Annotated in this window: 23 protein-coding genes and 3 pseudogenes; 12 read left to right on the top strand and 14 right to left on the bottom strand. The window is 70.3% G+C overall.

Annotated features, from left to right (window positions below):
• Nucleotides 1–586: 586 nt before the first annotated feature.
• Nucleotides 587–1,638: pseudogene (locus ACWCQS_RS45515) on the bottom strand (fatty acid desaturase family protein).
• A 248-nt stretch (nt 1,639–1,886) separates the two neighbouring features.
• On the opposite strand from ACWCQS_RS45515, the gene ACWCQS_RS45510 reads away from it, so the two are divergent.
• The 4 genes from ACWCQS_RS45510 (at nt 1,887) to ACWCQS_RS45495 (ending at nt 4,897) form a co-directional block, all read left to right on the top strand.
• Nucleotides 1,887–2,864, top strand: a complete 978-nt coding sequence (locus tag ACWCQS_RS45510; protein WP_451009930.1) for a magnesium transporter CorA family protein — start codon at nt 1,887–1,889, stop codon at nt 2,862–2,864.
• 190 nt (nt 2,865–3,054) lie between these two features.
• Nucleotides 3,055–3,603 (top strand): DUF5994 family protein, encoded by a 549-nt coding sequence (locus ACWCQS_RS45505; RefSeq protein WP_063785065.1) that lies wholly within the window; start codon nt 3,055–3,057, stop codon nt 3,601–3,603.
• Nucleotides 3,604–3,854: 251 nt separating this feature from the next.
• Complete coding sequence (locus ACWCQS_RS45500) at nt 3,855–4,127, top strand: hypothetical protein (protein WP_055495844.1); 273 nt, start codon at nt 3,855–3,857, stop codon at nt 4,125–4,127.
• A 284-nt stretch (nt 4,128–4,411) separates the two neighbouring features.
• Entirely contained in the window at nt 4,412–4,897 is a 486-nt protein-coding gene (locus tag ACWCQS_RS45495) for a DUF5994 family protein (RefSeq protein WP_055495845.1), read from the top strand.
• A gap of 39 nt (nt 4,898–4,936) precedes the next feature.
• On the opposite strand, the gene ACWCQS_RS45490 is transcribed toward ACWCQS_RS45495, so the two are convergent.
• The 3 genes from ACWCQS_RS45490 to ACWCQS_RS45480 form a co-directional block, all read right to left on the bottom strand.
• A complete protein-coding gene (locus ACWCQS_RS45490) occupies nt 4,937–6,205 on the bottom strand; it encodes an ATP-binding protein (RefSeq protein WP_451009929.1) in 1,269 nt (422 codons plus the stop codon).
• Between the two features lie 119 nt (nt 6,206–6,324).
• Nucleotides 6,325–7,188, bottom strand: a complete 864-nt coding sequence (locus tag ACWCQS_RS45485) for a slipin family protein (protein ID WP_451009928.1) — start codon at nt 7,186–7,188, stop codon at nt 6,325–6,327.
• A gap of 123 nt (nt 7,189–7,311) precedes the next feature.
• On the bottom strand, nt 7,312–8,004 hold the full coding sequence (locus ACWCQS_RS45480) for a DUF5994 family protein (RefSeq protein ID WP_055495848.1): 693 nt from the start codon (nt 8,002–8,004) through the stop codon (nt 7,312–7,314).
• 344 nt (nt 8,005–8,348) lie between these two features.
• Between ACWCQS_RS45480 and ACWCQS_RS45475 the strand changes: the two genes are divergently transcribed.
• Complete coding sequence (locus tag ACWCQS_RS45475) at nt 8,349–8,909, top strand: DUF5994 family protein (RefSeq protein WP_055495849.1); 561 nt, start codon at nt 8,349–8,351, stop codon at nt 8,907–8,909.
• Between the two features lie 108 nt (nt 8,910–9,017).
• On the opposite strand, the gene ACWCQS_RS45470 is transcribed toward ACWCQS_RS45475, so the two are convergent.
• The 7 genes from ACWCQS_RS45470 to ACWCQS_RS45440 all read right to left on the bottom strand — a co-directional run bounded on the left by ACWCQS_RS45470 (nt 9,018) and on the right by ACWCQS_RS45440 (nt 13,373).
• Entirely contained in the window at nt 9,018–10,259 is a 1,242-nt protein-coding gene (locus ACWCQS_RS45470) for a PP2C family protein-serine/threonine phosphatase (RefSeq protein WP_451009927.1), read from the bottom strand.
• A gap of 352 nt (nt 10,260–10,611) precedes the next feature.
• Nucleotides 10,612–10,767, bottom strand: coding sequence for a DUF6131 family protein (locus tag ACWCQS_RS45465; RefSeq protein WP_099054839.1), 156 nt, complete (start codon nt 10,765–10,767; stop codon nt 10,612–10,614).
• Nucleotides 10,768–10,852: 85 nt separating this feature from the next.
• Nucleotides 10,853–11,458, bottom strand: coding sequence for an alkaline shock response membrane anchor protein AmaP (locus tag ACWCQS_RS45460; protein WP_451009926.1), 606 nt, complete (start codon nt 11,456–11,458; stop codon nt 10,853–10,855).
• A gap of 28 nt (nt 11,459–11,486) precedes the next feature.
• Nucleotides 11,487–12,113 (bottom strand): DUF6286 domain-containing protein, encoded by a 627-nt coding sequence (locus tag ACWCQS_RS45455; RefSeq protein WP_234377245.1) that lies wholly within the window; start codon nt 12,111–12,113, stop codon nt 11,487–11,489.
• Between the two features lie 112 nt (nt 12,114–12,225).
• On the bottom strand, nt 12,226–12,633 hold the full coding sequence (locus tag ACWCQS_RS45450) for an Asp23/Gls24 family envelope stress response protein (RefSeq protein WP_055495852.1): 408 nt from the start codon (nt 12,631–12,633) through the stop codon (nt 12,226–12,228).
• A complete protein-coding gene (locus ACWCQS_RS45445) occupies nt 12,630–12,797 on the bottom strand; it encodes a hypothetical protein (protein WP_030645371.1) in 168 nt (55 codons plus the stop codon). Before ACWCQS_RS45445 ends, ACWCQS_RS45450 begins: the two co-directional genes overlap by 4 nt.
• An 84-nt stretch (nt 12,798–12,881) precedes the next feature.
• The gene (locus tag ACWCQS_RS45440) at nt 12,882–13,373 is read right to left on the bottom strand and encodes an Asp23/Gls24 family envelope stress response protein (RefSeq protein WP_055495862.1); all 492 of its coding nucleotides are present in this window, start codon (nt 13,371–13,373) and stop codon (nt 12,882–12,884) included.
• Between the two features lie 153 nt (nt 13,374–13,526).
• Here ACWCQS_RS45440 and ACWCQS_RS45435 point away from each other — a divergent pair.
• The 4 genes and pseudogenes from ACWCQS_RS45435 (at nt 13,527) to ACWCQS_RS45420 (ending at nt 15,450) form a co-directional block, all read left to right on the top strand.
• A pseudogene (locus ACWCQS_RS45435) lies at nt 13,527–14,103 on the top strand (RNA polymerase sigma factor).
• Nucleotides 14,094–14,765 carry a hypothetical protein gene (locus ACWCQS_RS45430; protein ID WP_055495853.1) on the top strand — a complete coding sequence of 224 codons (672 nt, stop codon included), beginning with the start codon at nt 14,094–14,096 and terminating at the stop codon, nt 14,763–14,765. The pseudogene ACWCQS_RS45435 and the gene ACWCQS_RS45430 overlap by 10 nt, the downstream one beginning before the upstream one ends.
• Nucleotides 14,762–15,130, top strand: a complete 369-nt coding sequence (locus ACWCQS_RS45425) for a hypothetical protein (protein ID WP_234377246.1) — start codon at nt 14,762–14,764, stop codon at nt 15,128–15,130. Before ACWCQS_RS45430 ends, ACWCQS_RS45425 begins: the two co-directional genes overlap by 4 nt.
• A gap of 98 nt (nt 15,131–15,228) precedes the next feature.
• Nucleotides 15,229–15,450 (top strand): hypothetical protein, encoded by a 222-nt coding sequence (locus ACWCQS_RS45420; protein ID WP_055495855.1) that lies wholly within the window; start codon nt 15,229–15,231, stop codon nt 15,448–15,450.
• A gap of 398 nt (nt 15,451–15,848) precedes the next feature.
• Here ACWCQS_RS45420 and ACWCQS_RS45415 read toward each other — a convergent pair whose 3' ends face one another.
• Nucleotides 15,849–16,196, bottom strand: a complete 348-nt coding sequence (locus tag ACWCQS_RS45415) for an ANTAR domain-containing protein (RefSeq protein WP_308437751.1) — start codon at nt 16,194–16,196, stop codon at nt 15,849–15,851.
• A 997-nt stretch (nt 16,197–17,193) separates the two neighbouring features.
• Nucleotides 17,194–17,574 carry a DNA ligase-like domain-containing protein gene (locus ACWCQS_RS45410; protein ID WP_310769932.1) on the bottom strand — a complete coding sequence of 127 codons (381 nt, stop codon included), beginning with the start codon at nt 17,572–17,574 and terminating at the stop codon, nt 17,194–17,196.
• Nucleotides 17,575–17,821: 247 nt separating this feature from the next.
• Here ACWCQS_RS45410 and ACWCQS_RS45405 point away from each other — a divergent pair, with 247 nt between their 5' ends.
• Nucleotides 17,822–19,027: a PP2C family protein-serine/threonine phosphatase gene (locus ACWCQS_RS45405; protein ID WP_067246241.1), complete on the top strand. Its 1,206-nt coding sequence runs from the start codon at nt 17,822–17,824 to the stop codon at nt 19,025–19,027.
• A 192-nt stretch (nt 19,028–19,219) separates the two neighbouring features.
• On the opposite strand, the pseudogene ACWCQS_RS45400 reads toward ACWCQS_RS45405, so the two are convergent.
• Nucleotides 19,220–19,345, bottom strand: a pseudogene (locus ACWCQS_RS45400) (DUF6233 domain-containing protein); the annotation flags it as partial.
• A 689-nt stretch (nt 19,346–20,034) separates the two neighbouring features.
• Between ACWCQS_RS45400 and ACWCQS_RS45395 the strand changes: the two are divergent.
• The gene (locus ACWCQS_RS45395) at nt 20,035–20,676 is read left to right on the top strand and encodes an IS110 family transposase (RefSeq protein WP_451009925.1); all 642 of its coding nucleotides are present in this window, start codon (nt 20,035–20,037) and stop codon (nt 20,674–20,676) included.
• The gene (locus tag ACWCQS_RS45390) at nt 20,666–20,944 is read left to right on the top strand and encodes a transposase (RefSeq protein ID WP_451009931.1); all 279 of its coding nucleotides are present in this window, start codon (nt 20,666–20,668) and stop codon (nt 20,942–20,944) included. The genes ACWCQS_RS45395 and ACWCQS_RS45390 overlap by 11 nt, the downstream gene beginning before the upstream one ends.
• Nucleotides 20,945–20,946 lie beyond the last annotated feature (2 nt).

Raw genomic sequence — 20,946 nt, 5'->3', positions numbered from 1 at the left:
GCTTGCTGGCACAACGCCACCCCTTACGACCCCTGCAGCCACCCTGCCGCCCAACGCCTCGCAGCTCCCTGACTTGACTCAGAGGACTCAAGCGCTACGCGGCCCGGGAGGTCTTCCACCTGGTCAGACCAGTGCAGTCGTCACCTCCGTTATAGGGGCAGTGCGAAGCAGTGAAGCCCATCCGGGAACCATCCCCCGACGGGGCTTCTGCTCGGAGCCCTGGGACGAAGCCCCGCCGGAGCGCTCCGGCGGGGCTTCGCCGTGATCTCGACTGTGCTTGCGCGCATGACCGCGTTCGGCTCCGCACACAGTGCGCGCTCCTGCGATGCTCGCGGGACGCTGGATTTGCGATTGCGCCCATCTGGGAGGGGAGCCGTAAGACGACGCAGCCGCGCCGGGAAGCCGACGGGGCTGTTCCAGCCGCTGGGTCTCACCGGATCACTTCAGCCGTGCACCGGGAAAAGGCGCTGGAGTACGGCAAGGGCATCTGGATGCGTTACAGCTGCCGACTCATGCAAGCGGTTCGACGGGATTGCCTCCTGGTTCAGACAGGGCGGCGAGATCATCTACCGTCGGCGCCGGTGCGTCATGCTCGGGCGCTGCTGATACGGGCTCGCCGCAGTGGCGCTCCTGCTCGGTGGAGGCTGGCGAGTGCTTGCCGGTAGGAGGCGATCAGTCCGGTTTCCCGATAGTCGACTCCCAAGTCCTGGCAGTAGCGGCGGACGATGGGCCGGGCCCTGCGCAGGTGCGGGCTGGGCATGCTGGGGAACAGGTGGTGTTCGATCTGGTGGTTCAGGCCGCCCAGGACGAGGTCGGTGAACCAACTGCCGCGTACGTTGCGTGCGGTGAGGACCTGGCGGCGCAGGAAGTCGGGGCGGTCCTTGCCGGTCAGGATCGGCATGCCCTTGTGGTTGGGGGCGAACAGACAACCGAGGTACAGGCCGAACAGGCACTGGTGGACGGCCAGGAACGCGATCGCCATGCCGGGCGGAGGACGATGAACACTGCGGTCAGGTAGGCGGCGGTGTGCCCGTAGAGCAGCGTGCCGTCCAGGGCGCGGTTCTTCAGGGCGCGATTGCCCAGTGCTCGCGCGCTGGAGACATGAAGGTTGACCCCTTCGAGCAGGAGCAGGGGAAAGAAGAGGAACGCCTGCCGACGGCCGATGATCCTCGGCAGTCCGGTCGCGGCGCGGGCCTGGTCCTGGGACCACACCAGCAGGTCCGGGGCGATGTCGGGGTCGAGGTCCTCGTGGTTGGGGTTGGCGTGGTGGCGGGTGTGTTTGTCCTGCCACCATCCGTAGCCCATCCCGATCGCGGCCCCGGCGATGCGGCCGGCCGTTTCGCTGGGCCGGCGCCGGCGGAAGACCTGGCGGTGCGTGACGTCGTGGGCGAGCAGAGCCACCTGCCCGAACATCACGGCGAGGAACGCGGCGAGCGCCAGGGTCCACCACCCCGCGCCGATGACGACGAACGCGCTCCAGCCCCCGGCGCAGGCGACGGCCACGACGATGGACCGGACGGTGTAGTAGCCGGGGCGCCGGTTCATCAGGCCGGCCTCGGCGATCTTCTTCGACAGGCGGGCGAAATCACTGCCACCTGCGGGGGGAGGCGGGCGACGGCGCGGGGTATGCGTGGTCATGGTCTCGGAGTGTCCTTCCCGGCTGACGGGCCGCATCCGGTCGTGCGGTGTACGCCGGATGCGATGCGGCGGGCGGGTACCCACATCCCTGCCTTCGGACCGGCACCCGATGCTCGTCGGTCGGAGCTCCGGATGTCGCGGGCTTTGACGTAAGGCCCCCACGGAGGGTGGCTGCTGTCGATGAACCTGCCGCGCTGGCAATCGGGGCGAAGCGGCATGACAGGGGTATAAGACACTAGCCTCGGGCCATGGTGACGCGTACCCGGCTGTATCACGACGGCACTCTGGTCCTGGAGGGCTTTCCCGCCAGTGACGTCTCTGCGCATCTCGCTGATCCGGCGTCGGTCCTGTGGCTGGACCTGCACCGGCCCGGAGCCGCTGAACTCACCATGCTCGGTCAGGAGTTCGGCATCCACGAACTGGCTCTGGAGGATGCCGCTCACCATGGACAGCGGCCGAAACTCGACCGCTATCGCACCCACGAGTTCCTCAGCGCCTACGCCGTGACCGTCAGCCCGGACGGTGCGCAACTGACGTACAGCGAGATCGCCGTATTCCTCACCAGCCAGGCCATGATCACCGTCCGCAAGGACGACGGCCTCGACATCGAGGACGTTGTCGCCCGCTGGGACGAGAGCCCGGACCTGGGCGGCCACGGCGTCGGATTCCTGCTGCACGGTCTGCTCGACCATCTCGTGGACGGACACTTCGCCGCGGTCCAGCAGTTGGACGACAGCGTCGAGGAGCTGGAGGGTCTGCTCTTCGCGGCCGGGCGCCGTGAGATCGAAGCCGTGCAGCGCCGGGTTTTCGCACTGCGTAAGTCGCTCGTCCAGCTGCGCCGCGTCGTGCTCCCGATGCGTGAGGTGGTCAACACCCTCATGCGCCCCGGCCTGCACCTGATCAACGACCCTCTCGCCCCGTACTACCAGGACGTCTACGACCACGTGCTGCGTGCCACCGAGTGGACGGAATCACTGCGGGACCTGGTGGCCTCGGTCATGGAGACGAACCTCTCGGTCCAGGCCAACAACATGAACCTGATCATGAAGAAGGTGACGAGCTGGGCCGCGATCATCGCCGTACCCACCGCGATCACCGGCTACTACGGCCAGAATCTTCCCTACCCCGGTTTCGGCCGGCAGTCCGGATTCATCACATCGGCAGCCGTCATCGTGGTCCTGTCCGCAGTGCTGTATCTGACGTTCAAGCGCAAGGACTGGCTCTGACCGGCCCAGTGCCGGGCGCGGGTGACCAGGCCGAAGGCAGGAAATACCTGGTCACCCCAGGCTTCTCGGGCCGGTGAGCGGAGTAGTGTGAAAGCACCGGGAGTTCTTCGCGTACCGGCTCCGCTGCGGGTGCCGTTTCCGGTGATCGACAACGCCGGGCCGCTCACGAGCCCGGGGGCAGGTTCGCACCATGTCCGTGACCATCGACCGTACGACATGGGGCAAGCGCGCGCCGTCGCTGCCGGCTCGCCTGTCCCTGACACCCGCGCCGGGCGGGCTGGACGGCACGTGGTGGCCTCGCTCCCGTGCCCTGACCCGTGAGCTGCCACCCTTGACAGCCGCCCTGGGCGATCTCTGGGGTCGCATCACGGGTATCGCGGTGAACCCGGCCCACTGGCCCGTCATCCCGTGTCGGGTGTCCATCGCCGGGCGTACAGTGCACGTGGGCTGGTCCACCGAGGAGCAGGATCCGCACAGACTGACCTTCTTCTCCGCCAATGGCCGCCGGGACGTCCTGGTGATTCCGCCGGAAACCGGTGCGGAGGCAGCCGCGCAGCTCATGGCGGGCGACGGCATCGAGGCCCCGGCACTGGAGGAAGCAGCAGACAGGATCGACGCCCGGATCAGGGAAGAAGCGTGGGAGACCGACGGCGGAGCCGGTCGGGCCGTCGTGCCTGCCCCGGCATATCGGATCGGCAGGCCCTTCGCCCGCCGTTCGACGGAGATGAGAGAACCATGACGGTCATCGCCGCGGCCGCGCTGCTCCTTCTGATCGCCGTCGGAGTCGCTCTGATCCACCGGCTCAACGGCCAGCACGCCGAACGGATCGCTGCCTTCCACTACAGCGATGTTCTGCCGGGGATCGGGCGTCGGCCCCGGAGGCACCGTCGGTCGGCGGTGGACGCGACCGTTCCGACGCGCCCCCCCGCGACGGCGACCGCGGATGACATCGACTTCGGCCCGACCGTGGGCAGTAGAGGAAGGCGCGTCATGGCGATATTGCGAGACCGGAAGACGTACCGCGAGAGGATCATGCAGGCTCTGTACCAAGCCGCCGAGGGCAATCGCCTCCTGGGCGTCGATGGGGCGAAGCTCCGCACCGACCTGGGTATCCCTGAGCAGGACATGGCCGCTGCCTGTATGTACCTGGCAGGTGAAGGCTGGGTCGTCGTGGACTGGGAGAGGGGCAACACGCCCGCGATGATCACGCTGACGCATCAGGGGATCCGGCAGATGGAGACAGAAGAAGAAGGGCGTGGCTGAGCAGCCGCGTCGGTTTCTCGGACCGAAGTGAACTTCCGCAAGGATTGTTCATGTCGGATCAATCCCTTTGGCGTAACGTGGAAAGCGGGTCGGCGCACGCTCACGTGCAATGACCTGGAAGGGCGGCTCCGGCGGGTATACGCCGGAGCCGTTGCTTGTTTCCGTAACCGCGCCCTGCGGCGAAGCGCTCGCGCGAGCGTCGTGCGGAGTACCGTGAGGTAGCAGGGCCGTATCGCGGTCGCATGCTCTGCGATGGCACTGCTCTCTGCGGACGGGCGGACACCATGGCTGACTCAGACACCCCCGACCTCCCCAGGCTCCTGCCGGACGCCGTCCACCGGTCGGTGAAACCCGGGACGGCCCTGCTGAGGCTGGAGACCACACACGCACGCGAGGGAATCCTGGACGGTGCCTGGTGGCCACGGTCCCGGGACATCGGTGCGGAGCTGCCCTCGCTGATCTCCGCGTTGACCGAGCACCTCGGACCTGTCACCCGGGTCGGTCTGGACGGCAGCGCCTGGGACGAACTGCCGACCCGGGTGATGGTCGACGGCCGGGTCGTGCACATCGACTCCTTCCCGGTCGGTGACGACACCGTCCTCATCACCCGGGGCGACCAGGACCATTTCTCCCTGATGCTGGTCCCTCCGGACACGTCGCCCGATGCGGCACGCGCCGCGATGGCCAGGGCCGTACGGGCCGACAACGTCACCGAGGCCAGACAGATCCTCATTGATACGGGCGGCGGCATGCCTCCTGCGCCGGCCTGACACGTCCGTCGCAGATCGACTCCCCTATCGGCCTGGACGCTAGATGCGGGCGTACTTTTCCGTTTGCTGGGCGAATTCCTGGGCCATCGCGGAGCTGACCGTGGCCTTGGTGTCGCGGATCGTGTCCAGGTAGGCGTCGGTGGTGGGGGTGGTCCGGGTTCCGGTGTCGAAGGTGCGCTCGAACTGGGCCTGGGAGACGGTGCGCGCCGCGTGGGCGATGTCGGCGGGGGTGAACCCCTCGCTGGCGGACGCGAGTACCGCGCTGTCGGCCCGTGCGCCCGCTCGGGCCAGGTAGCTCTCCCACAGCGCGGTCCTGGCGGTGTGGTCGGGAGGGCCGATCGGCAGCACGTAGTCGAAGCGGCCGTGCCGCAGGAACGCGGAGTCGAGCGTGGTCACGTTGTTCGTGGCACAGACGAGCAGCCGTCCGTCCTGGCTTCGGAACCGGACGATCGCCTTGAGCAGTTCGTTGACGACGCCGACAGCGGTCGCGTCCGCGCCGCCGCGTTCGCCGGCGACCTCCTCGACCTCGTCGATGAAGACGAGGACGTGGTCGAGCCGGGCGATCTCGTCGAAGCGCCGGTTCAGCCCGGTCGCCAGGCCGTACTCGGCGGCCAGACGGGCGGGGAACAGTTCGAGGAAGGGCCATCCCAGGCGGCTGGCGATCGCGTGCGCGAACGTGCTCTTGCCGGTCCCGGGCGGGCCGAACAGCATCACCGCCCGTGGCGGTTCCACTCCGTGCTGGGCGGCCAGTTCGGGATGGGCCAGCGGCAGGACCAGGCGCCGCTCGATGAGCTGCTTCTCCCGTTGCATGCCCGCGACCTTCTGCCAGAGCCCCCCTGGCGGCAGCTCCGCTCCGAGCGAGGACAGCGTGCCGGCCGACTGCGGGGTCACCGGTCCGCGTTTCTCGAAGAAGACCAGCCCGGGGCGGGCGCCGAAGTCGCAGTTGCGCAGGGCGGTGGCACCGGTCTCGCCCTCGGGCAGGGCGGCGTGCACCGCGCGGACGCCGGCGGCGAAGACGCGTTGCTCAAGGGCGGTGATCAGGGCACTGCCCAGCCCGCGCTGCCGCCAGCCGGGCGCCATGCAGATGCGCAGGATCCATGCCCGTTCGCCCTCCACCCTGCTCACCGCGGCGCCGATCAGCACGTCGTCGGCCGTGGCCACCACGGCCGGGTGGCGGGTCTGGAGGGCCGTCACGGCGTCCGAGAGCGGGAAGAGCGGCGGCTCCTCGGTCGTGCCGCTCTGCATGTCGACACGGATCACCGCTTCGAGATCGTCCTGGGTGTAGTCCCTGACCCGCCAACCCGTCATGATCAGCTCCGCGTGTTCGGCCGTACCCCCATCATCAGCCGGTGCCCGGAGGATGCGCGCGACAGGCGACGGTCACGAATCCTCCCTGGTGCCACGGATCGCTCGGGCCGTAGTCGGCTTCACGCCGCGGTGCCGGGCGCGCTGCCTGCCGGGCTGAGGGACGTGTGGGTGCGGCCGGTGCCGGCCGGTGGCGCTGCCGCGGCGGGTGCGGCGGCAGCAGTTTCCCGGGCGAGGAAGGAGCCGAGCTCGCCGATCGTGCTCATGAGGGGGGCCGGGAAGACGACGGTGGTGTTCTGGTCGACACCGATCTCCACCAGGCTCTGGAGATTGCGCAGTTGAAGCGCCAGGGGGTGGGCCATCATGGTGTCCGAGGCGTCGCCGAGCGCGGCTGCGGCCAGGGACTCGCCCTCCGCGTTGATGATCTTCGCTCGCTTCTCCCGCTCGGCCTCGGCCTGGCGGGCCATGGCGCGCTTCATGGTGTCGGGCAGCTGGATGTCCTTGAGCTCGACCAGCGTGACCTGCACACCCCAGTCGACGGTGGTGACGTCGAGGATCTGGCGGATGTCCAGGTTGATACGGTCCGTCTCCGACAGCGTCTCGTCGAGCGTGTGCCGGCCGACGACCTTCCGCAGGGTGGTCTGGGCGATCTGGTTGATCGCCGCGTCGACGTTCTCCACGGCGACGACCGACTTCACGGCGTCGACGACCCGGAAGTAGGCGACCGCCGACACGTCCACGCTCACGTTGTCCCGGGTGATGATGCCCTGGGACTGGATCGGCATGGTGACGACCCGCAGCGACACTCGGTGCAGGGTGTCGACGAACGGGATGATGAACCGCAGCCCCGGGGAGCGTGTTCCGACGAGTCGGCCGAAGCGGAACAGCACTCCCTTCTCGTACTGCTTGACGACCTTCACGGACAGGGCGAGGGCCAGGACGGCCAGAAGGCCGATCACGACGATGAGAACGATCAGGGCTTGCATGTACTGCTCCTCGAACGAGGACCACGTGGGGCGGAGACTCGCCGGTCGAGACCCCTGCATGTGCCTGCGCCGGCTCGTGAGGCAGGTCCGAAACCCGTGAAGGCACCGGTCGTGGCGGCCGTCTCACATGCCGATGACCAGGCGACTGGCGCGATCCGTCCGTGCCGGAACGGCCGCTGAGGCGGGGCCGTCCTCCTCGTGCTTCCCTGCCTCGTCCGGTTCGAGTGGCCGGTCGGCGGCGGAGACGGCGTGCCGGGTCTCGTCCGCGGCGATGAGAGCGCTTGCGGTCAGCGGTGGGCCGTCGTAGTCGGACGCGGCCGCCATCAGGCGGGCCGCCGACTCCGTCTCGGTCTCGGGCGGGATGACCAGCAGGTCCCAGCGGCCGGTGCCGTAGGAGAGCAGCAGCAGCTTGTGCGGGTCGATCTCCGGGGTGAACCATCCGACCTTGACGACATGACCGCCCACGGGGACCTCGTGCGGGATGACCGGCCAGTACTTCGGGTTGACGGCGATGCGGGTGATGCGGCCCCACAGAGGGTCCAGCACATCGGTCAGTGCGGGCAGCTCGCTCAGCAGGTCCCGGGAGCGGGGCCACCAGGCACCGTCCAGGAGGCCGCGCGACGGGCCGTCGGTCTTCAGCGCGAGACGCGCGGCCGGGGCTGCGACGGGCTCGTGGTGTGGCAGGGGTTGATGCAAGGTCGCCGACATGATGCGGACCCGTCTCCGGGCCGCCTCGGCGGCGACCCGGGTTTCGTCTCTCGCCGAGGACGACCCGGCGTGGAAGCCGGTGTGCGAAATGCCCTCGGTGGTGTCCACGGTACTCCGCACGCGCCGGGGCGGTTGTGGAGACGCCGCCGCATTCCGTGAAACGGCTGTCGATACCGGCGGCAGTGGGCCGAGGGCGCCGGGGCCCTTCGTATGCCGGCTCCCGGACCGGTCTCACGCCCGACGGCCCGCATGCCCCGGCCCAGCACTCCCCTGGCTGTGTGACGTGTGTTGTTCCGTTCAGCCCGTCACTCCCCGCCAGTCCGCCGGGCCTCGGCGAGGAGTATCCTGGTGATTACCGAGAGCATCTCGTACACCGGCTTCCACGCCGGGTCGTTCTCGGCGATTCATGGCAACCGGGCCGGCCGTGACCGGCCTGGGGTTGGGTCCGCGTCATGACCGCGACCATTCCGTTCACACCCGCAGTCGGAGACCGGGCCCCTTCTTCGTCACCGCTCCGACTCACGCTGGCGCGGGCCGGCGCCCCTCCGGCCCTGATCGACGGTGCCTGGTGGCCCCGTTCGCGCAACCTGACGGAGGAGCTCCCGGCGCTCGTCGAATGTCTCGACCCGCTGTGGGGGCGGATCACCCGGATAGCGGTGAGCCGCACGTTGTGGCCGGTCATCCCGGGTGAAGTGCCCGCGCACGGCCACATGGTGCGCGTCGGCTGGTCCAACGCCGGGCAGGACCCGCACAAGCTGTTGCTGCTGTCCCACACCTTCGGCCGCTGGGACCTGCTGGTGATCCCACCGGAGACAGCCCCGGCCACCGCAGCCCGGCTCATGGCCACGGCCACCGACCCGTCGCGGAGCCTCACGGCGACCGGCCTGATCCATGAGGCCGAACGTTTCCGGGCCGCGGCAGAGGCAGCGGCCGACTCGGACTCGCTCCGGGAGGCGGTCTGGGACTCCGAAGGCGGACACGACGCCCCCCCACCCCGCCTCACGCACTCCTGACGGACCGGTCACCCGTCACGTGCCCACCGCGGCAGCAGGAGTGTGAGAGATCGGCGGTGGGGGAAAGGCTGCGTGCCGTCGGCCTTTCCCTGGGGGTGGGAGGCCGGCTCACTCCGGGAGGGCGAGGTCGTCGGTGGCGCTCCCGCGCCATTCGATCAGCAGGAGCGTCGCATCGTCCGTCGTGATCCCGCCCCGCGCCCGTTGCAGCGTGTGGGAGAGGGAGCGCGCCACCGTCCGGATCTGTTGGGCCGTGGGCTCAAGGCGGTTCACCCACCCGATGAGCTGCTCCTCACTGAATTCCTCACTGCCGACATCGCGCTCCTCTATCAGTCCGTCGGTGAAGCACAGGATCCGGTCGCCGGGGATGAGAGCCACTTCACTGATCCGGGGCTCGTGACCGCCGAAGCCGACGGGCAGCGTCGTCGGGCCCTGCAGCCGTCGTACGACACGGTGTCCACGGATCAACAGAGGAGCGGGATGTCCGGCGTTGACCCACTGAAGCCTGCCCGTTGCCGTGTTGAGCCGCATCATCTGAGCGGTCACGAAGTGGTCGGGGCCGAACTGATCGGCGACGGCCCGGTCCATGAACGTATAGATCTCCGACAGGCCGACGCTGATGCGCCGGGCATGCCGGTAGGCTCCGATGACCACCGTGGCCATCGTGGCGGCGTCCAGTCCGTGGCCCATCGCGTCGACCATGGCCACATGCAGGACATCGCCGTTGAGGGCGTAGTCGAAGCTGTCGCCGGCCACGTCGTAGGCGGGTTCCAGCATCCCGGCCAGCTCGACCCGGGGCGTGGACATCGCCAGCGGTGGCAGCAGCGACCACTGGATCTCCGCCGCCACACTCATCGGTTCTCTGCGGCGCAGCCGGAAGAACAGATCGGTGTAACCGTGCTTGGTCACCAGCATGTCGGCCACGAGCGAGGCGAGCCTGCGCAGCAGCCGTCGCTCGTCGTCGTGGAGGCGGTCCAGGGTGACGGCCAGGACGCCCACCTGGTCGCCACCGTCCAGCAGGGGTATATAGACCCGTACACCGCCGGCCTGCGGCACCTCGACGGGACGCGCCTCCTGGAAGGCACGACCGGCATCGGAGCCGTCGATCGGCTGCGGTTCCCCGGCTGCCAGCCCGTCGCCCGGCAGGGGGACGAGCCACACCTGGCCGTAGTCCTGCAGGAAGAGCGAGGTCTCGCGGCCGTCGAGCCTGCCGATCTGCCGTGCGACGAGCGGACCGAGCTGGTGCGGCGGCAGCTCGTGCCCCTGGTCCAGCAGGATTCCCAGAAACTCCTCCCCGAAGCGCTCCGACCGGGTGGAGCCTTCCGCGGGTCCTTGCCCCTCACCGCCCGTCATCGCCGTGGCCCGGGGGGGACGTTCTGGCGGATCTTCACGAAGGTGCTGTGCATACGAACTCCCGACGGAGACTCACCGGTCGACGCGGTGGGGAACTCCCGCCCGGATCGTGGGGGTCGATCCACCGACTCCCCATCGAGTCGGCCGTGCGCTCGTGCGGCGAGGACCGGCACAACGGCCACCGGGCGCGCCCCGGCCGAGCCGCGGCGGCTGGTCAGCACCGGCGGCGGCCTCAGCCGGATCGACCTCTTCGCCGTCGTCGTCCGCCGCCGCGAACATCTTGGCGGGGTCCGCGCCGTCTGCCGGCCTGCCCGCAGCATGGATCACTGCCCTGCAGGGCAACCGACCCCGCCTACCAGTAGTGGCGTCGACCGGCGACGGCGTGTCCCATCGCGCCGAGGATCCACAGGATGGCTCCCACGACCAGCAGGATGATCCCGATGGTCCACAGGATGGACAGGCCGGTGAGGAAGCCGACGACGAGCAGAATGACGCCCAGGATGATCATGGTCTCTCCTTCGGGGGGTGGTGCCGGCGCGCCCGCGAACTGCTATGGGCCGCAAGGGCGTCGGCGGGAACGGCCGATCTCCTCCTCACTCCACGCGGTGTGGTCCGTGGCGGCTGACCTGTAGGCGGACCTCGGTTGGCATGTCGGTGAGGCCGGTGGACCGACGCGCGGTGCCGATCGGGCCTTCGCACAGGGCACCGAGAGTGGCGCCGGGCGTGCCCTCGGGGGTGAGGGTGAGCTTGATGCGGGTGCGGTGGCGGCCCGGTCGGCCGGTGATGACTACGGCCGCATGGCCTACCCCTGGCAGGGCACCGGCTTCGTTCGCGATCGCTTCGCTGAGTGCGCGGTCGCGCAGTTCGACGCCCTCCTGCGGGGGTGTGCCGCCGACGGGCAGTGAGCCGGGGCGGTGTCGGCTCAGCTGGGCGAGCAGCCACCACAGGGCGAGGAGGGCGGTGAGGACGAGGGCGGCGATGTCCGCGGGCCACCACCAGCCCTGGCTGCTCCAGCGGGCCCGGTCGGCGGAGCCGAGCAGGACGTCGGCCGGGGTGGTCAGGGGCCAGCCGGCGGGCGGGGCCAGATCGTGCCGCCTGTAGAGGTCGAGCCCGGCGAAGAGGATGAGCAGTCCGCCGCCGAGGAGGACCAGCCCGGCGAGGGCCAGCAGGGTGCGGTTGAGAGCGGATCGCGGCGTCATGGCGGGCTCCGGTGCTGCGGGTCTTGTGTCAGCGGGTGCGTCGCCGCGTCCGTACGGCGATGCGGAGAGGACGGGCGAGGGCGAGCCGGTCGCGCTCCTCGTCGAGGACGGCGGTGAGGTCGTCCTTCACCTGTCGGGGCTCGCGGAAGCGGACGTCCGCGCGGGCTTTGATGCGGTGGCGGCCCACCAGGACGTGCGCCGCGCCGACTCCGGGGACCCGCATGGCGGCGTCGCGCAGCAGGACGGCGGCTCCGTCGCGGTCCACGAAGGCCCGCAAGCGCGGGCAGCCGGCGGGTGAGCGCAGGGGCAGCCAACGGCGTTGACCGGGGGTGAGGGCCAGGACGATCAGCCAGACGCCGACGGCGGCGGCCACGGCGGCCCCCGTCAGCATCCACACGTCGTCCACCGGGCGGGTCGCCAGTTCGTCGGCCAGGTGCCGTCGCCAGGCCGCGGCCGGACGTCCCGCCCGTACGGCGATAACGTCGACGAGCGTCGCGACCGCGGCAACGAGGATCACCGCGGCGACCAGCGCCGCCGTGATGCGGCGCGCGGACCACTTGCGACGGGTTCGGTGCCCTCCTTCGCGCTCACCGGCTGTGAGGTCCGAGGTGGACACGTCGCGTTCGGGAGGGTCGGGCTCCTTCGTCAGTGGCACCGCGGCACGGTGCGTGGACGACGCGGAGCCGCGGCCCGGGGGACGTGGACCGGATGTCATCGCGATCGCCCTTCCTGCACGGCGTGCCCGGTGACCCGGGCCGCCCGGCCGCTCACCGGACCCGCCCCCGGCTCGAGTCGGCGGCGGTCACCAGCCGCCGGACGGTGAGGAGGACCTCTCCCACCCGCAGCCCGGTCAGCTGGGCGACCCGTTCGGCGACGTCCCGCTGGATCCGCTCGCAGACACGGGGGATGTCGGTGGGGTAGGGCAGGTCCATGGTCAGATGCAGGCGCACCGATCCGGTACGGACGGCGGCGGAGGCGCGGGGTGCCGCAGGTCCGCCCCGATCGGGCGGTACCGCGGCGCGCCGCGCCTGCGCCGCGCGCGCGGCCTGCGCGGCGATACGGGCGACCACCCTGTCCGGGATGACGGTGGCGCCCCGCTCGGCCGGGGGCGGCAGCCCGGCGGCCGGCGCCGGCGGGCCCGACCCCTCGCCGGGGGAACCGGGCCGGGTCTTCACCGCTGCCTCCGTGTCCGGAGGTCCAGGTCGCCCTGTACGACGAGGCCGACGATCAGCCCCGCCGCGCCCAGGACCAGGACCAGCAAAAACGCCCAGAAGCCGCCGAAGTAGCCGGCGAAGCCGAGGGCCATGCCGGCCGCGAGTCCCGTCGTTGCTGTGTTCATCTCGCACTCACCCGTCTCGCGAGCGTCCCTCTCGCCGTGATCATCCGCTCGGGCCCGAGATCACGGCGGTGGTCCCGGCAGCGGTCATCTCACGCGGCCCTCGTCCGGTTCGGTCTGCTGCTCCTCGTCGTCGGGCAGGTGGACGTCGTCGACGGCGATGTTCACCTCCACGACCTCCAGGCCCGTCATCCGCTCCACGGCGCTGATGACATTGACGCGTACGCCGCCCGCGACGTCGACGATGGAGACGCCGTACTCGACGACGACGTCCAGGTCCACCGCGGCCTGCCGTTCCCCGACCTCGACCTTGACGCCGCGGGTGACCGCTCCGCCTCCGCCTGCGCCGGGGACGCGTTCCCGCATGGCTCCGAAGGCGCGGGCCATGCCCGCGCCCAGGCTGTGGATGCCCGGTACCTCGCGGGCGGCCATGCCCGCGATCTTGGCCACCACACCGTCCGCGATGGTGGTCCTGCCCCGTGTCTCGGCCGGAGCCCCGGCCCCGGTGCGGCCCTTGAGCGCGCTCACGCCCGCTTCGGGCCGGCTGCCCCCGCCGACGCTGGTGATGTTGTCCGTCATGGCGGTCGCCTCGATCGGTCGGCCGGACACCGGAATGGTGCCCGTCGAACGTTGGACATACCGGGCGGCACAATCCTCACGCGTCTGGCATGTGATGTGCGTCACAACTCATATCGGGGGTACACGCTCGTTCCGAGCCTGCGTGGGAGCGTCATGATCGAACGCACTGCTTCCCCACGACTGGGGTGCGACCTGCCCGACCGCCTGCTGGCGGTACGGGCGGCCGAGGGGGACGAGGACTCCTTCGCCGTTCTCGTCCAGCGGCACAGCCGCTCCCTCCTGACCCTGGCCCGCTGCATGCTGGGCAACCCCCAGGACGCCGAAGAGGCCGTTCAGGACGCCTTCATCAGCGCCTGGCGCCACCTGCCGGAATACCGCCACAGGGCGGAGTTCCGCACCTGGATGTACCCGGATCACCGTCAACCGCTGCCAGACCATGTGCCGCCGCCGACCGCCGCCCCTCCCCCTGGACGCCGTCGCCGAACCCGCGGCGGGCGACGCGTGGAGCCAGCCCGCCCGGACCGCCGAGCAGGACGCGGCCACGGCCGCCCTGTCCCGCGCACTCGCCGAGCTGGACGCCGGGCAGCGGGTCTGCTGGATCCTGAGGGAGGTGCAGGGCTTGCCCTACAAGGAGATCGCGCACGTGACGCGTACCGGCGAGCAGACGGTACGCGGCAGACTGTTCAGGGCACGCCGATCCCTGCAGGAGGCGATGGGCCCATGGCGCTAGACGATCCGCACACGCGGCCTCCCGGACCGCCCGGAGCCGGCGGGCCCCGCAACGGCTCGGCCGCCGCCGACGTGCCCCCGATCGCAGGCGATGAGGTACTGCCCTGCGGCCGCCTGCTCAGCCGGGTCTGGGAACAGGCGCGGGACGCACCGCCGGCCGCCGACCTGCACCCGGTGTCCTGTCCTCACTGCCGAGAGGCAGTCGAGGGACTGGCAACGGTGAACGCGGCCGCCCGGGCGCTGCGCGACGAGGACCCTCCGGGCCTGCACGCACTCGCGGACCGGGTCATGGACGTCGTCAGGGCAGAGGCCCGGTTCGGGCGACTGCTGCCCCTGGCCGACCCCGACCGCGACCTGCGGATCGCCGAGAGCGCCGCGGCGAAGGTGCTGAGGCAGGCCGCGGACACGGTCCCCGGTTCCAGGGCCGCGACCTGCCGGCTCATACCCGAGGGCAACGGCACCGACGTGCGGGTGACCATGACCCTGGCCGCCGCCCTCGACCGCCCGCTCCCCGACCGGGTCCACCAGGTACGCCGAACGGTCCTCCACTCGGCCGGACAGGACCTGGGGCTCACGGTGACAGCCGTCGACATCACCGTGGCCGACGTACTGGACCCGGGGCCGACCCCAGGTCCCCGCCTCCCGACGGGCGGTGGCGCATGATGACCGCCACCGGCACCACCGCGCTCCTCGGCGTCGCGGCCGAGGCAGCCCTCGCGGTTCCTGGCGTGGCCGCCCTGCAACCCCGCCTCGCCCGGCGCCTCGCGGCAGCCGCCGCGCCCACCCGGGCGGACACCACGCCACCCGAGGCCGGCATACGCGCCGACCGGGCGCCGGACGGTTCGGGATGGCACATCGAGGTGCGCTGCGTCCTGACGGAGGGTCGCCGGGCGCTGGACATCGCCCGAATCGTCCACGACCGGGTGACAGCCGCCCTCATCACCCACCTCGCCACCCACGGTGCCGCGGAGCCGGTCACCGTCGCGGTCACGGTGACCGGTATCGCCGCCTGGCGCGACGCGGCATGAGCGGCGGCGCGGGCACGGGCCCCGCGAACCGTCGTTCGGCAAGCTGGTTTCCCAGGGCGGAAGCGGCCGCGGGGCCACCAGGCGGGCAGGTGGTCGCCATGGACGAGGATGACGCGGACGCGGCGCTGCGAGTGGCGCTCGACCAGCTGGCGTTCGCCACCCGGAGCGCGGCGGCGCTGTCGAGCACGCTGGACGCGGTCGAGGGGCTCAGACGGGTGTGCCGCGTGCTGGCGCCGGGACTGGCCGACTGGTCCGCGGCCGGTCTGGTGGACGAGGACGGCGCCGCCGAGCGGGTCTGTTTGACCCCGACGCGGCCCTGACCGGCCTGACGGGACCGTTGCCGCCGGTGCCGGAGACGGCGACGGGCCCGCTGTCCCGGGTGCTTCGCGGCGCCGGCCCGCTCCTGTTGTCGGCCGGGCGGCTGCCGGCCGCGCAGGAGGCGTCCGATCCGCTGCACACGGCAACCACGCAACCGTTCGCGCGACTCGGGGGAGACTCCGTGATCGTGGGGCCCTTGCGGGCACGCCGGCGAGTGCTCCGGAGCGTGCGTCATCAGCGACCGCCGGTAAGTCTGGCGTGCGACGTTTTGGTCAGATGGGTTCCGGGACGCGTTGAGCGGAGGTCGCGTCGCGTGCGGGTTCGGAAGTGAGCTGGCATTCAACTCGTCCGCCCGCCCTGCCGTCCGGCTCGGAACGCGGGCGGCAGAGCTGTGCTGCGTTCAGATGGACCGTGCGGTGGCCAGTGCCTTGTCCAGGGAGGTGCGGATCTCATCGGGCAGCTGTTCGCTGTGTACCCACTCCACGATCAGTTCGGAGACCTGCCGCAGTTTTGTATTGGTGTGCTGTGAGACCTCTCGTAGCAGTTGGAAGCCCTGCTCGGGACGCAGGCCACCGAGGGTGATGACCACACCGATCGCTTGGTCCACCACGGTGTGGGAGACGACGGCCTCCTGCAGCTGACCGATTTCCGTCTGCAACTCGCTGATCTTGTTCAGGAGCGGTGTCCGTGCCGGAACCAAGTGCCCCTCGAGCCGCATCGGGGTGCCGTTCGAAGAGTCTTCCATCATGGTCACATCCCAGACCTCGGGTTTCCCGTCCGGGTCGCCGGTGCCGTACGGAATTGCGAGGACGACAGTTCGACTATTACCCCAGGTTGCCGTTTTCGTGCATCCCGTTCCACGGCGCGCAGCGGCCGTTGGAGCGGAGCTCACTCAGGGTTCAACTCGGCCATGACGGTGGGCCCTGCCCTGCGACGATCAGTACCGCTCGGATCGAGGGATGTTCCGTCCATGGTCGCGGTGCCTGCGGGCGCGCCTGATCGGGCGAAGGACTGCTCGACCACCAGACGCCGGGGCAGGATCACGAGGCCGGGTGGTGTCGTCCTGGCTCGGCTGACCGTCTTCAGAGTCGGTTCGAGGCTCTCCGGTGCCGACGCGGACGGCCGTGCGTTCGGAGTGCATCAACCGCAGCCGGAAAAAGACGTCCTGATCGTGGCGTCCCAGAGCATCCCCTCCTCCCGGGGTTCTGCGCACGACCGGTCGCGGCTCCGATTGAGCGCCTGTCGGACATCGCGGCAGGCATTCGGGTGCGGGGGACTCGGGAGGGGGACCCGGAGGTGGGCCGCGTTCAGCAGCGCATCCATGGGGCCGGCTCGACTCAGGCTCCTCCGGTTCAGCCAACGAGCCGGGGGAGCCGCTGACGTGACCGCAGTGACGGCGCCCCGCGATGGCGCCCATGGCCCCGCCGTTGGTGTGGCGGGTGGCGACGGGGAGTTCCACGCACGATCTGTGCCATCGTGACCCGGGAGGTGCCCTCATCCCGCGGGAGCGCTGCCCGCTGTTGTGGGCGCTGGCCGAGAGGCGTGCGGCACGCGGGGACGACGACAGGTGCCTGCGTGGTGACGGACGGCTGGTCCCGACGTGACGTGCTCGGTCAGACTCTGGAGGTGGACGAGGCCCTCGCCCGGTTGAGCCGCAGCCTTGCTCCCCGCCTCACGGACCGGGCCGCGGTGGACCTGCGGGTCGGCTCCCGTCCGGCTCGGGCGACAAGTAGCCCTGGCCGCTTTCAGGGCCCTGTCCGCAGTTTCGTGAATCCCCAGGCCAGCGGGGGGAACGACGGGCACAGCGCCCACGGCGCGGTGAGGTTCTGTTCGGTAAAAAGGCGTTCCGGAGCAGCCACCCTGGCGCCCGCGTACGGCCATCTGGTCGTGTCGGTGCCCGCCAGGCGCAACAAGTCGAAGGCGACGTGGGCGGGCCACTGCTCGGCGAGCCGGGCAGCGCCGGCACCGCGCCGCTGGAGGCGACCCTGGTTCGCTTGAAGGCGAGCCTGCTGGATTTCCCGTACGACCAGCTCGCCGTCCAGGGCCGTCGCGTCGGCAGCTGGACCGTGCCCGGAACGAACCTCGGGGAAGGAGGGTGCGAGGTTCCTGTCCCTGCGCGAGCGCAACACCAAACGCCCGGCATCCAGAGAGAGCAGCGCTCTCCAGCGATCGTTCTCCAGACTCTGGCGTGTCTCCTAAGACATGGGCCCGTCGAGCCGCTTTTGTACAGAGCAGCCGTGGCGGCCCCGTCCGCGGGCGAACGCCGGAGCGTGACTGTTCACGGATTGACGCTCACTGCGGTTATTACCAAGCTGGTGGGGGGTTGCGGAAGGGACTGCGGTCGTGAGCGGTGGACAAAGTGGGCTCACCCGATTGCTGACAGCAGCGGAGACAGCGGCGCCGGCGGACGCCGTCGACGTGATCGCGGAGGACCTGCGGCGGCGTTTCGAGGCCACTAAGGTCTCTTTCCTCATCGTGGACCTGACAGGGAAGGCGGTGGCTCGGCTGTCCACCGCTCCCACTCAAGGTGGGCGGCAGGCCGAGCGGGTTCCCCTGTTCGGCAGTGTCTACGAGGAGGTGATCCGTACCCAGCGCCTGTATCAGGACGCGACCGGCGAGGGGCAGCGGGTGATCGTGCCCGTCACCAACCGCGGGGATGCGATCGGGCTGCTGGAACTGCTCCTGCCGACCGGCCCTGGCGAGGACGTGCTCGACGCAGTCGGGGAAGCCGCCCACATCCTGGCCTACATCGTGATCGCCAACGGCCGCTTCACCGATCTCTACACCTGGGGCAAACGCTCCAAGCCGGCCACCCTGGCAGCTGAAATCCAGTACCAGCTGCTGCCCCTGTCGCTGTCGTGCGAGGCCGCACAGTTCACCCTGTGCGGGAACCTGGAGCCCTCCGAGGACCTCAGCGGCGACACCTTCGACTACACCGTGGACCGCGACACCTTGCACGTGTCGGTGACCGATCCCATGGGCCACGACATGGATTCCGCCCTGGCCGCCACGGTCCTGGTGGGCGCCCTGCGCGGTGCCCGCCGGGCGGGCACCGGCCTGGGCGAACAGGCCCACCGGGCAGACCAGGCACTGATCGAACACGGCCACGGTCATGCCACCGGGCAGCTCCTGCGCATCAATCTCCATACCGGGCGGGCCCAATTCGTCAACGCCGGTCATCCCTGGCCGCTGCGCATGCGCGACGGGGCTGTGGAGACGATCACCTGCGAGGTGGACCATCCCTTCGGGCTGTCTGAGCTGACTCCCCACCCGTACCGTGTGCAGGACCTCGACCTGCGGCCCGGTGACCGTCTGCTCATGTTCACCGACGGCATGCTCGAACGTCACGGAGAGAAGGTCGATCTGCCCGCCCTGCTGGGGTGCACCCGGAATCTGCACCCGAGGGAGACCGCGCTGGCGCTGACGTCCGCGGTCCGGGACGCCGCCGACGGCCGGCTCGAAGACGATGCCACCGCCGTCTGCCTGGACTGGCACGGCCCCCAGGAGACCCAGCGGCACGTCAGCAGCGGCGCAGACACCCGGCAAGCCTCAGCCGCACGCACGAAGGACCAGTCGTGACCTGGGTGAACGGTGCCAACGCGAATGAGACATCACGAGGTGTCTGGAGAACCGTCCCACTTCTCCTCGGCGGCCCACCCATCGGGCGGCGCCGGGTCGGTGGCGGGGGCCGCGAGCATCGGGTCCGGCAGCGCCCACATGCGCCATGCCTTCCACGCGGGCGCCCCTACGTGCGGTGCTGCTGGTTCCCCGTTACTCGAGTAGGCCGAGTTCCGTATCCGGTCCGCAGTGGATGCACGGCGCCACGTTCTGCCGCAGGGCATCCAGCGCCTGTTCCCGACTGACTGGCCGACACCGGCCGCTCTTGGCCGCCGCCCAGCACTCGCCGGTGCTCTTGCCGAGTTGCTAGGCCGTCTCTTTGGCAGCCCGCTCCATGACTTGCGGACAACCGTGCACCAGAATGAGGGCTCGAAGCCGTTCGTGCGATGGCTGATGGAGGGCGACCAGTAAGGCGGGTCACAGGCTGTCCGTCATTGCCGGTCGCGAGTGGGCGGGGAGTCAACTCATTCTCAGCCTGCTCCGGCCAGGTTGGGCATTGGTTCGGGCGAAGCCATCCGGCTGTGGTCGGTAGGTGCCGATACGCCGGGATCGATGGGACGGTTGCGCGATGCCGTCCCGGACGGGGGTCTGACTCTTGAGATCTTTGACCGAAGTGTCCAGTCACAGGCTTGTCGACCGTCGTTGCGGGCTGGCTTCTGCTGTCACCGAGCCACAGGGCGTGTCCCAATAGGGGCCTTGCCGAGTTCCAGGCGCCATCACGGTTCAGACCGCCCGAGCGGGCCGGTGCCATCCGCCCAGCAGGTCACCACGCGGGAGGCCAAACACCATGACGACCAGACAGCACAGCACCTCCTCGAGCACAGACCCTCCCGTGCGGAAAGAGGTCGTACTGGGCGTGGACACGCACGGCGAGGTGCATGTCGCCGCCGTGATCTCCCCGCTGGGGAAGGTAGGTCCTGGGCACCGCGTCCTTTCCGGCCACGGCGGCCGGCTATCGGCAGCTTCTCGTGTGGGCCCGCAAGCGGGGGACGGTGCGCCGTGCCGGTGTGGAGGGCACCGGCACCTTCGGCGCGGGCCTGGCCCGCTACCTGCTGGCGCAGCAGGTCGAGGTGTACGAAGTGAACCGCCCCGACCGCTCGGCCCGCCGCCTGCTGGGGAAGTCGGATCCGCCCGACGCTCAGGCCGCCGCGCAGGCCGTGCTCAGCGGTAGCGCCCGGGCCCGGGCCAAGTCCGGCGACGGTCCGGTGCACAGCGCCCGGATCTTCAAGCTCGCCAAGGACTCCGCGGTCAAGGCCCGTACCCAGGCGATCAACCAGCTCAAGGCCGTCCTGGTCATCGCCGATCCCGCCCTGCGGGAACGACTGTCCAGCCTGGGCAACCGCGAGCTGTTCCGCACCTGCGCACGCCTCGGCCCACCCGACGGTGGGGAAGACGAGGACGCGGTGACCCAAGCCACCCACCTGACGTTGCGCATGCTCGCCGAGCGCATCGAGCAGCTCACCGCTCAGATCGACGAGCTGAACCAGCGCCTGACCCGGCTCGTCGAACGCCACGCCCCGCAACTGCTCGCGCCAGTGGGCATCGGCCCGGACAGCGCCGTCACTCTCCTGATCACCATGGGGGGACAATCCCGAGCGACTGAACACTGAGGCGTCCTTTGCTGCCCTTTGCGGAGTCAGCCCCATCGAGTACTCCTCCGGCCGGCGGAGCACGCGCCGGCTCAACCACGGCGGCGACCGCCGGGCGAACGCGGCCCTGCACCGCATCGTGTTCACCCGCCTGCGCCACGACCCCCGCACCCAGGCGTACTACGAACGCCGCACACAGGAGGGCAAGACCCGACGCGAGATCATCCGATGCCTCATTGGGGAAGTATCGATGCTGCGGCCCAACCCATGGGCCGTGACTCCCCGGTGAGT

The sequence above is a fragment of the Streptomyces sp. NPDC002076 genome, assembly GCF_053593835.1.
The sequence above is the reverse complement of the archived record's forward strand: the minus strand, read 5'-3'. Positions and strand labels throughout refer to the sequence as shown.

What these genes read in the sequence shown, in the direction of transcription:
- ACWCQS_RS45490 (WP_451009929.1), bottom strand. Translation starts at nt 6,205, where the DNA reads ATGACGGGTTGGCGGGTCAGGGACTACACCCAGGACGATCTCGAAGCG.
- ACWCQS_RS45420 (WP_055495855.1), top strand. Translation starts at nt 15,229, where the DNA reads ATGGACGAGGATGACGCGGACGCGGCGCTGCGAGTGGCGCTCGACCAG.
- ACWCQS_RS45465 (WP_099054839.1), bottom strand. Translation starts at nt 10,767, where the DNA reads ATGATCATCCTGGGCGTCATTCTGCTCGTCGTCGGCTTCCTCACCGGC.
- ACWCQS_RS45475 (WP_055495849.1), top strand. Translation starts at nt 8,349, where the DNA reads ATGACCGCGACCATTCCGTTCACACCCGCAGTCGGAGACCGGGCCCCT.
- ACWCQS_RS45510 (WP_451009930.1), top strand. Translation starts at nt 1,887, where the DNA reads ATGGTGACGCGTACCCGGCTGTATCACGACGGCACTCTGGTCCTGGAG.
- ACWCQS_RS45495 (WP_055495845.1), top strand. Translation starts at nt 4,412, where the DNA reads ATGGCTGACTCAGACACCCCCGACCTCCCCAGGCTCCTGCCGGACGCC.
- ACWCQS_RS45485 (WP_451009928.1), bottom strand. Translation starts at nt 7,188, where the DNA reads ATGCAAGCCCTGATCGTTCTCATCGTCGTGATCGGCCTTCTGGCCGTC.
- ACWCQS_RS45445 (WP_030645371.1), bottom strand. Translation starts at nt 12,797, where the DNA reads ATGAACACAGCAACGACGGGACTCGCGGCCGGCATGGCCCTCGGCTTC.
- ACWCQS_RS45505 (WP_063785065.1), top strand. Translation starts at nt 3,055, where the DNA reads ATGTCCGTGACCATCGACCGTACGACATGGGGCAAGCGCGCGCCGTCG.
- ACWCQS_RS45415 (WP_308437751.1), bottom strand. Translation starts at nt 16,196, where the DNA reads ATGATGGAAGACTCTTCGAACGGCACCCCGATGCGGCTCGAGGGGCAC.
- ACWCQS_RS45430 (WP_055495853.1), top strand. Translation starts at nt 14,094, where the DNA reads ATGGCGCTAGACGATCCGCACACGCGGCCTCCCGGACCGCCCGGAGCC.
- ACWCQS_RS45425 (WP_234377246.1), top strand. Translation starts at nt 14,762, where the DNA reads ATGATGACCGCCACCGGCACCACCGCGCTCCTCGGCGTCGCGGCCGAG.
- ACWCQS_RS45500 (WP_055495844.1), top strand. Translation starts at nt 3,855, where the DNA reads ATGGCGATATTGCGAGACCGGAAGACGTACCGCGAGAGGATCATGCAG.
- ACWCQS_RS45460 (WP_451009926.1), bottom strand. Translation starts at nt 11,458, where the DNA reads ATGACGCCGCGATCCGCTCTCAACCGCACCCTGCTGGCCCTCGCCGGG.
- ACWCQS_RS45440 (WP_055495862.1), bottom strand. Translation starts at nt 13,373, where the DNA reads ATGACGGACAACATCACCAGCGTCGGCGGGGGCAGCCGGCCCGAAGCG.
- ACWCQS_RS45470 (WP_451009927.1), bottom strand. Translation starts at nt 10,259, where the DNA reads ATGACGGGCGGTGAGGGGCAAGGACCCGCGGAAGGCTCCACCCGGTCG.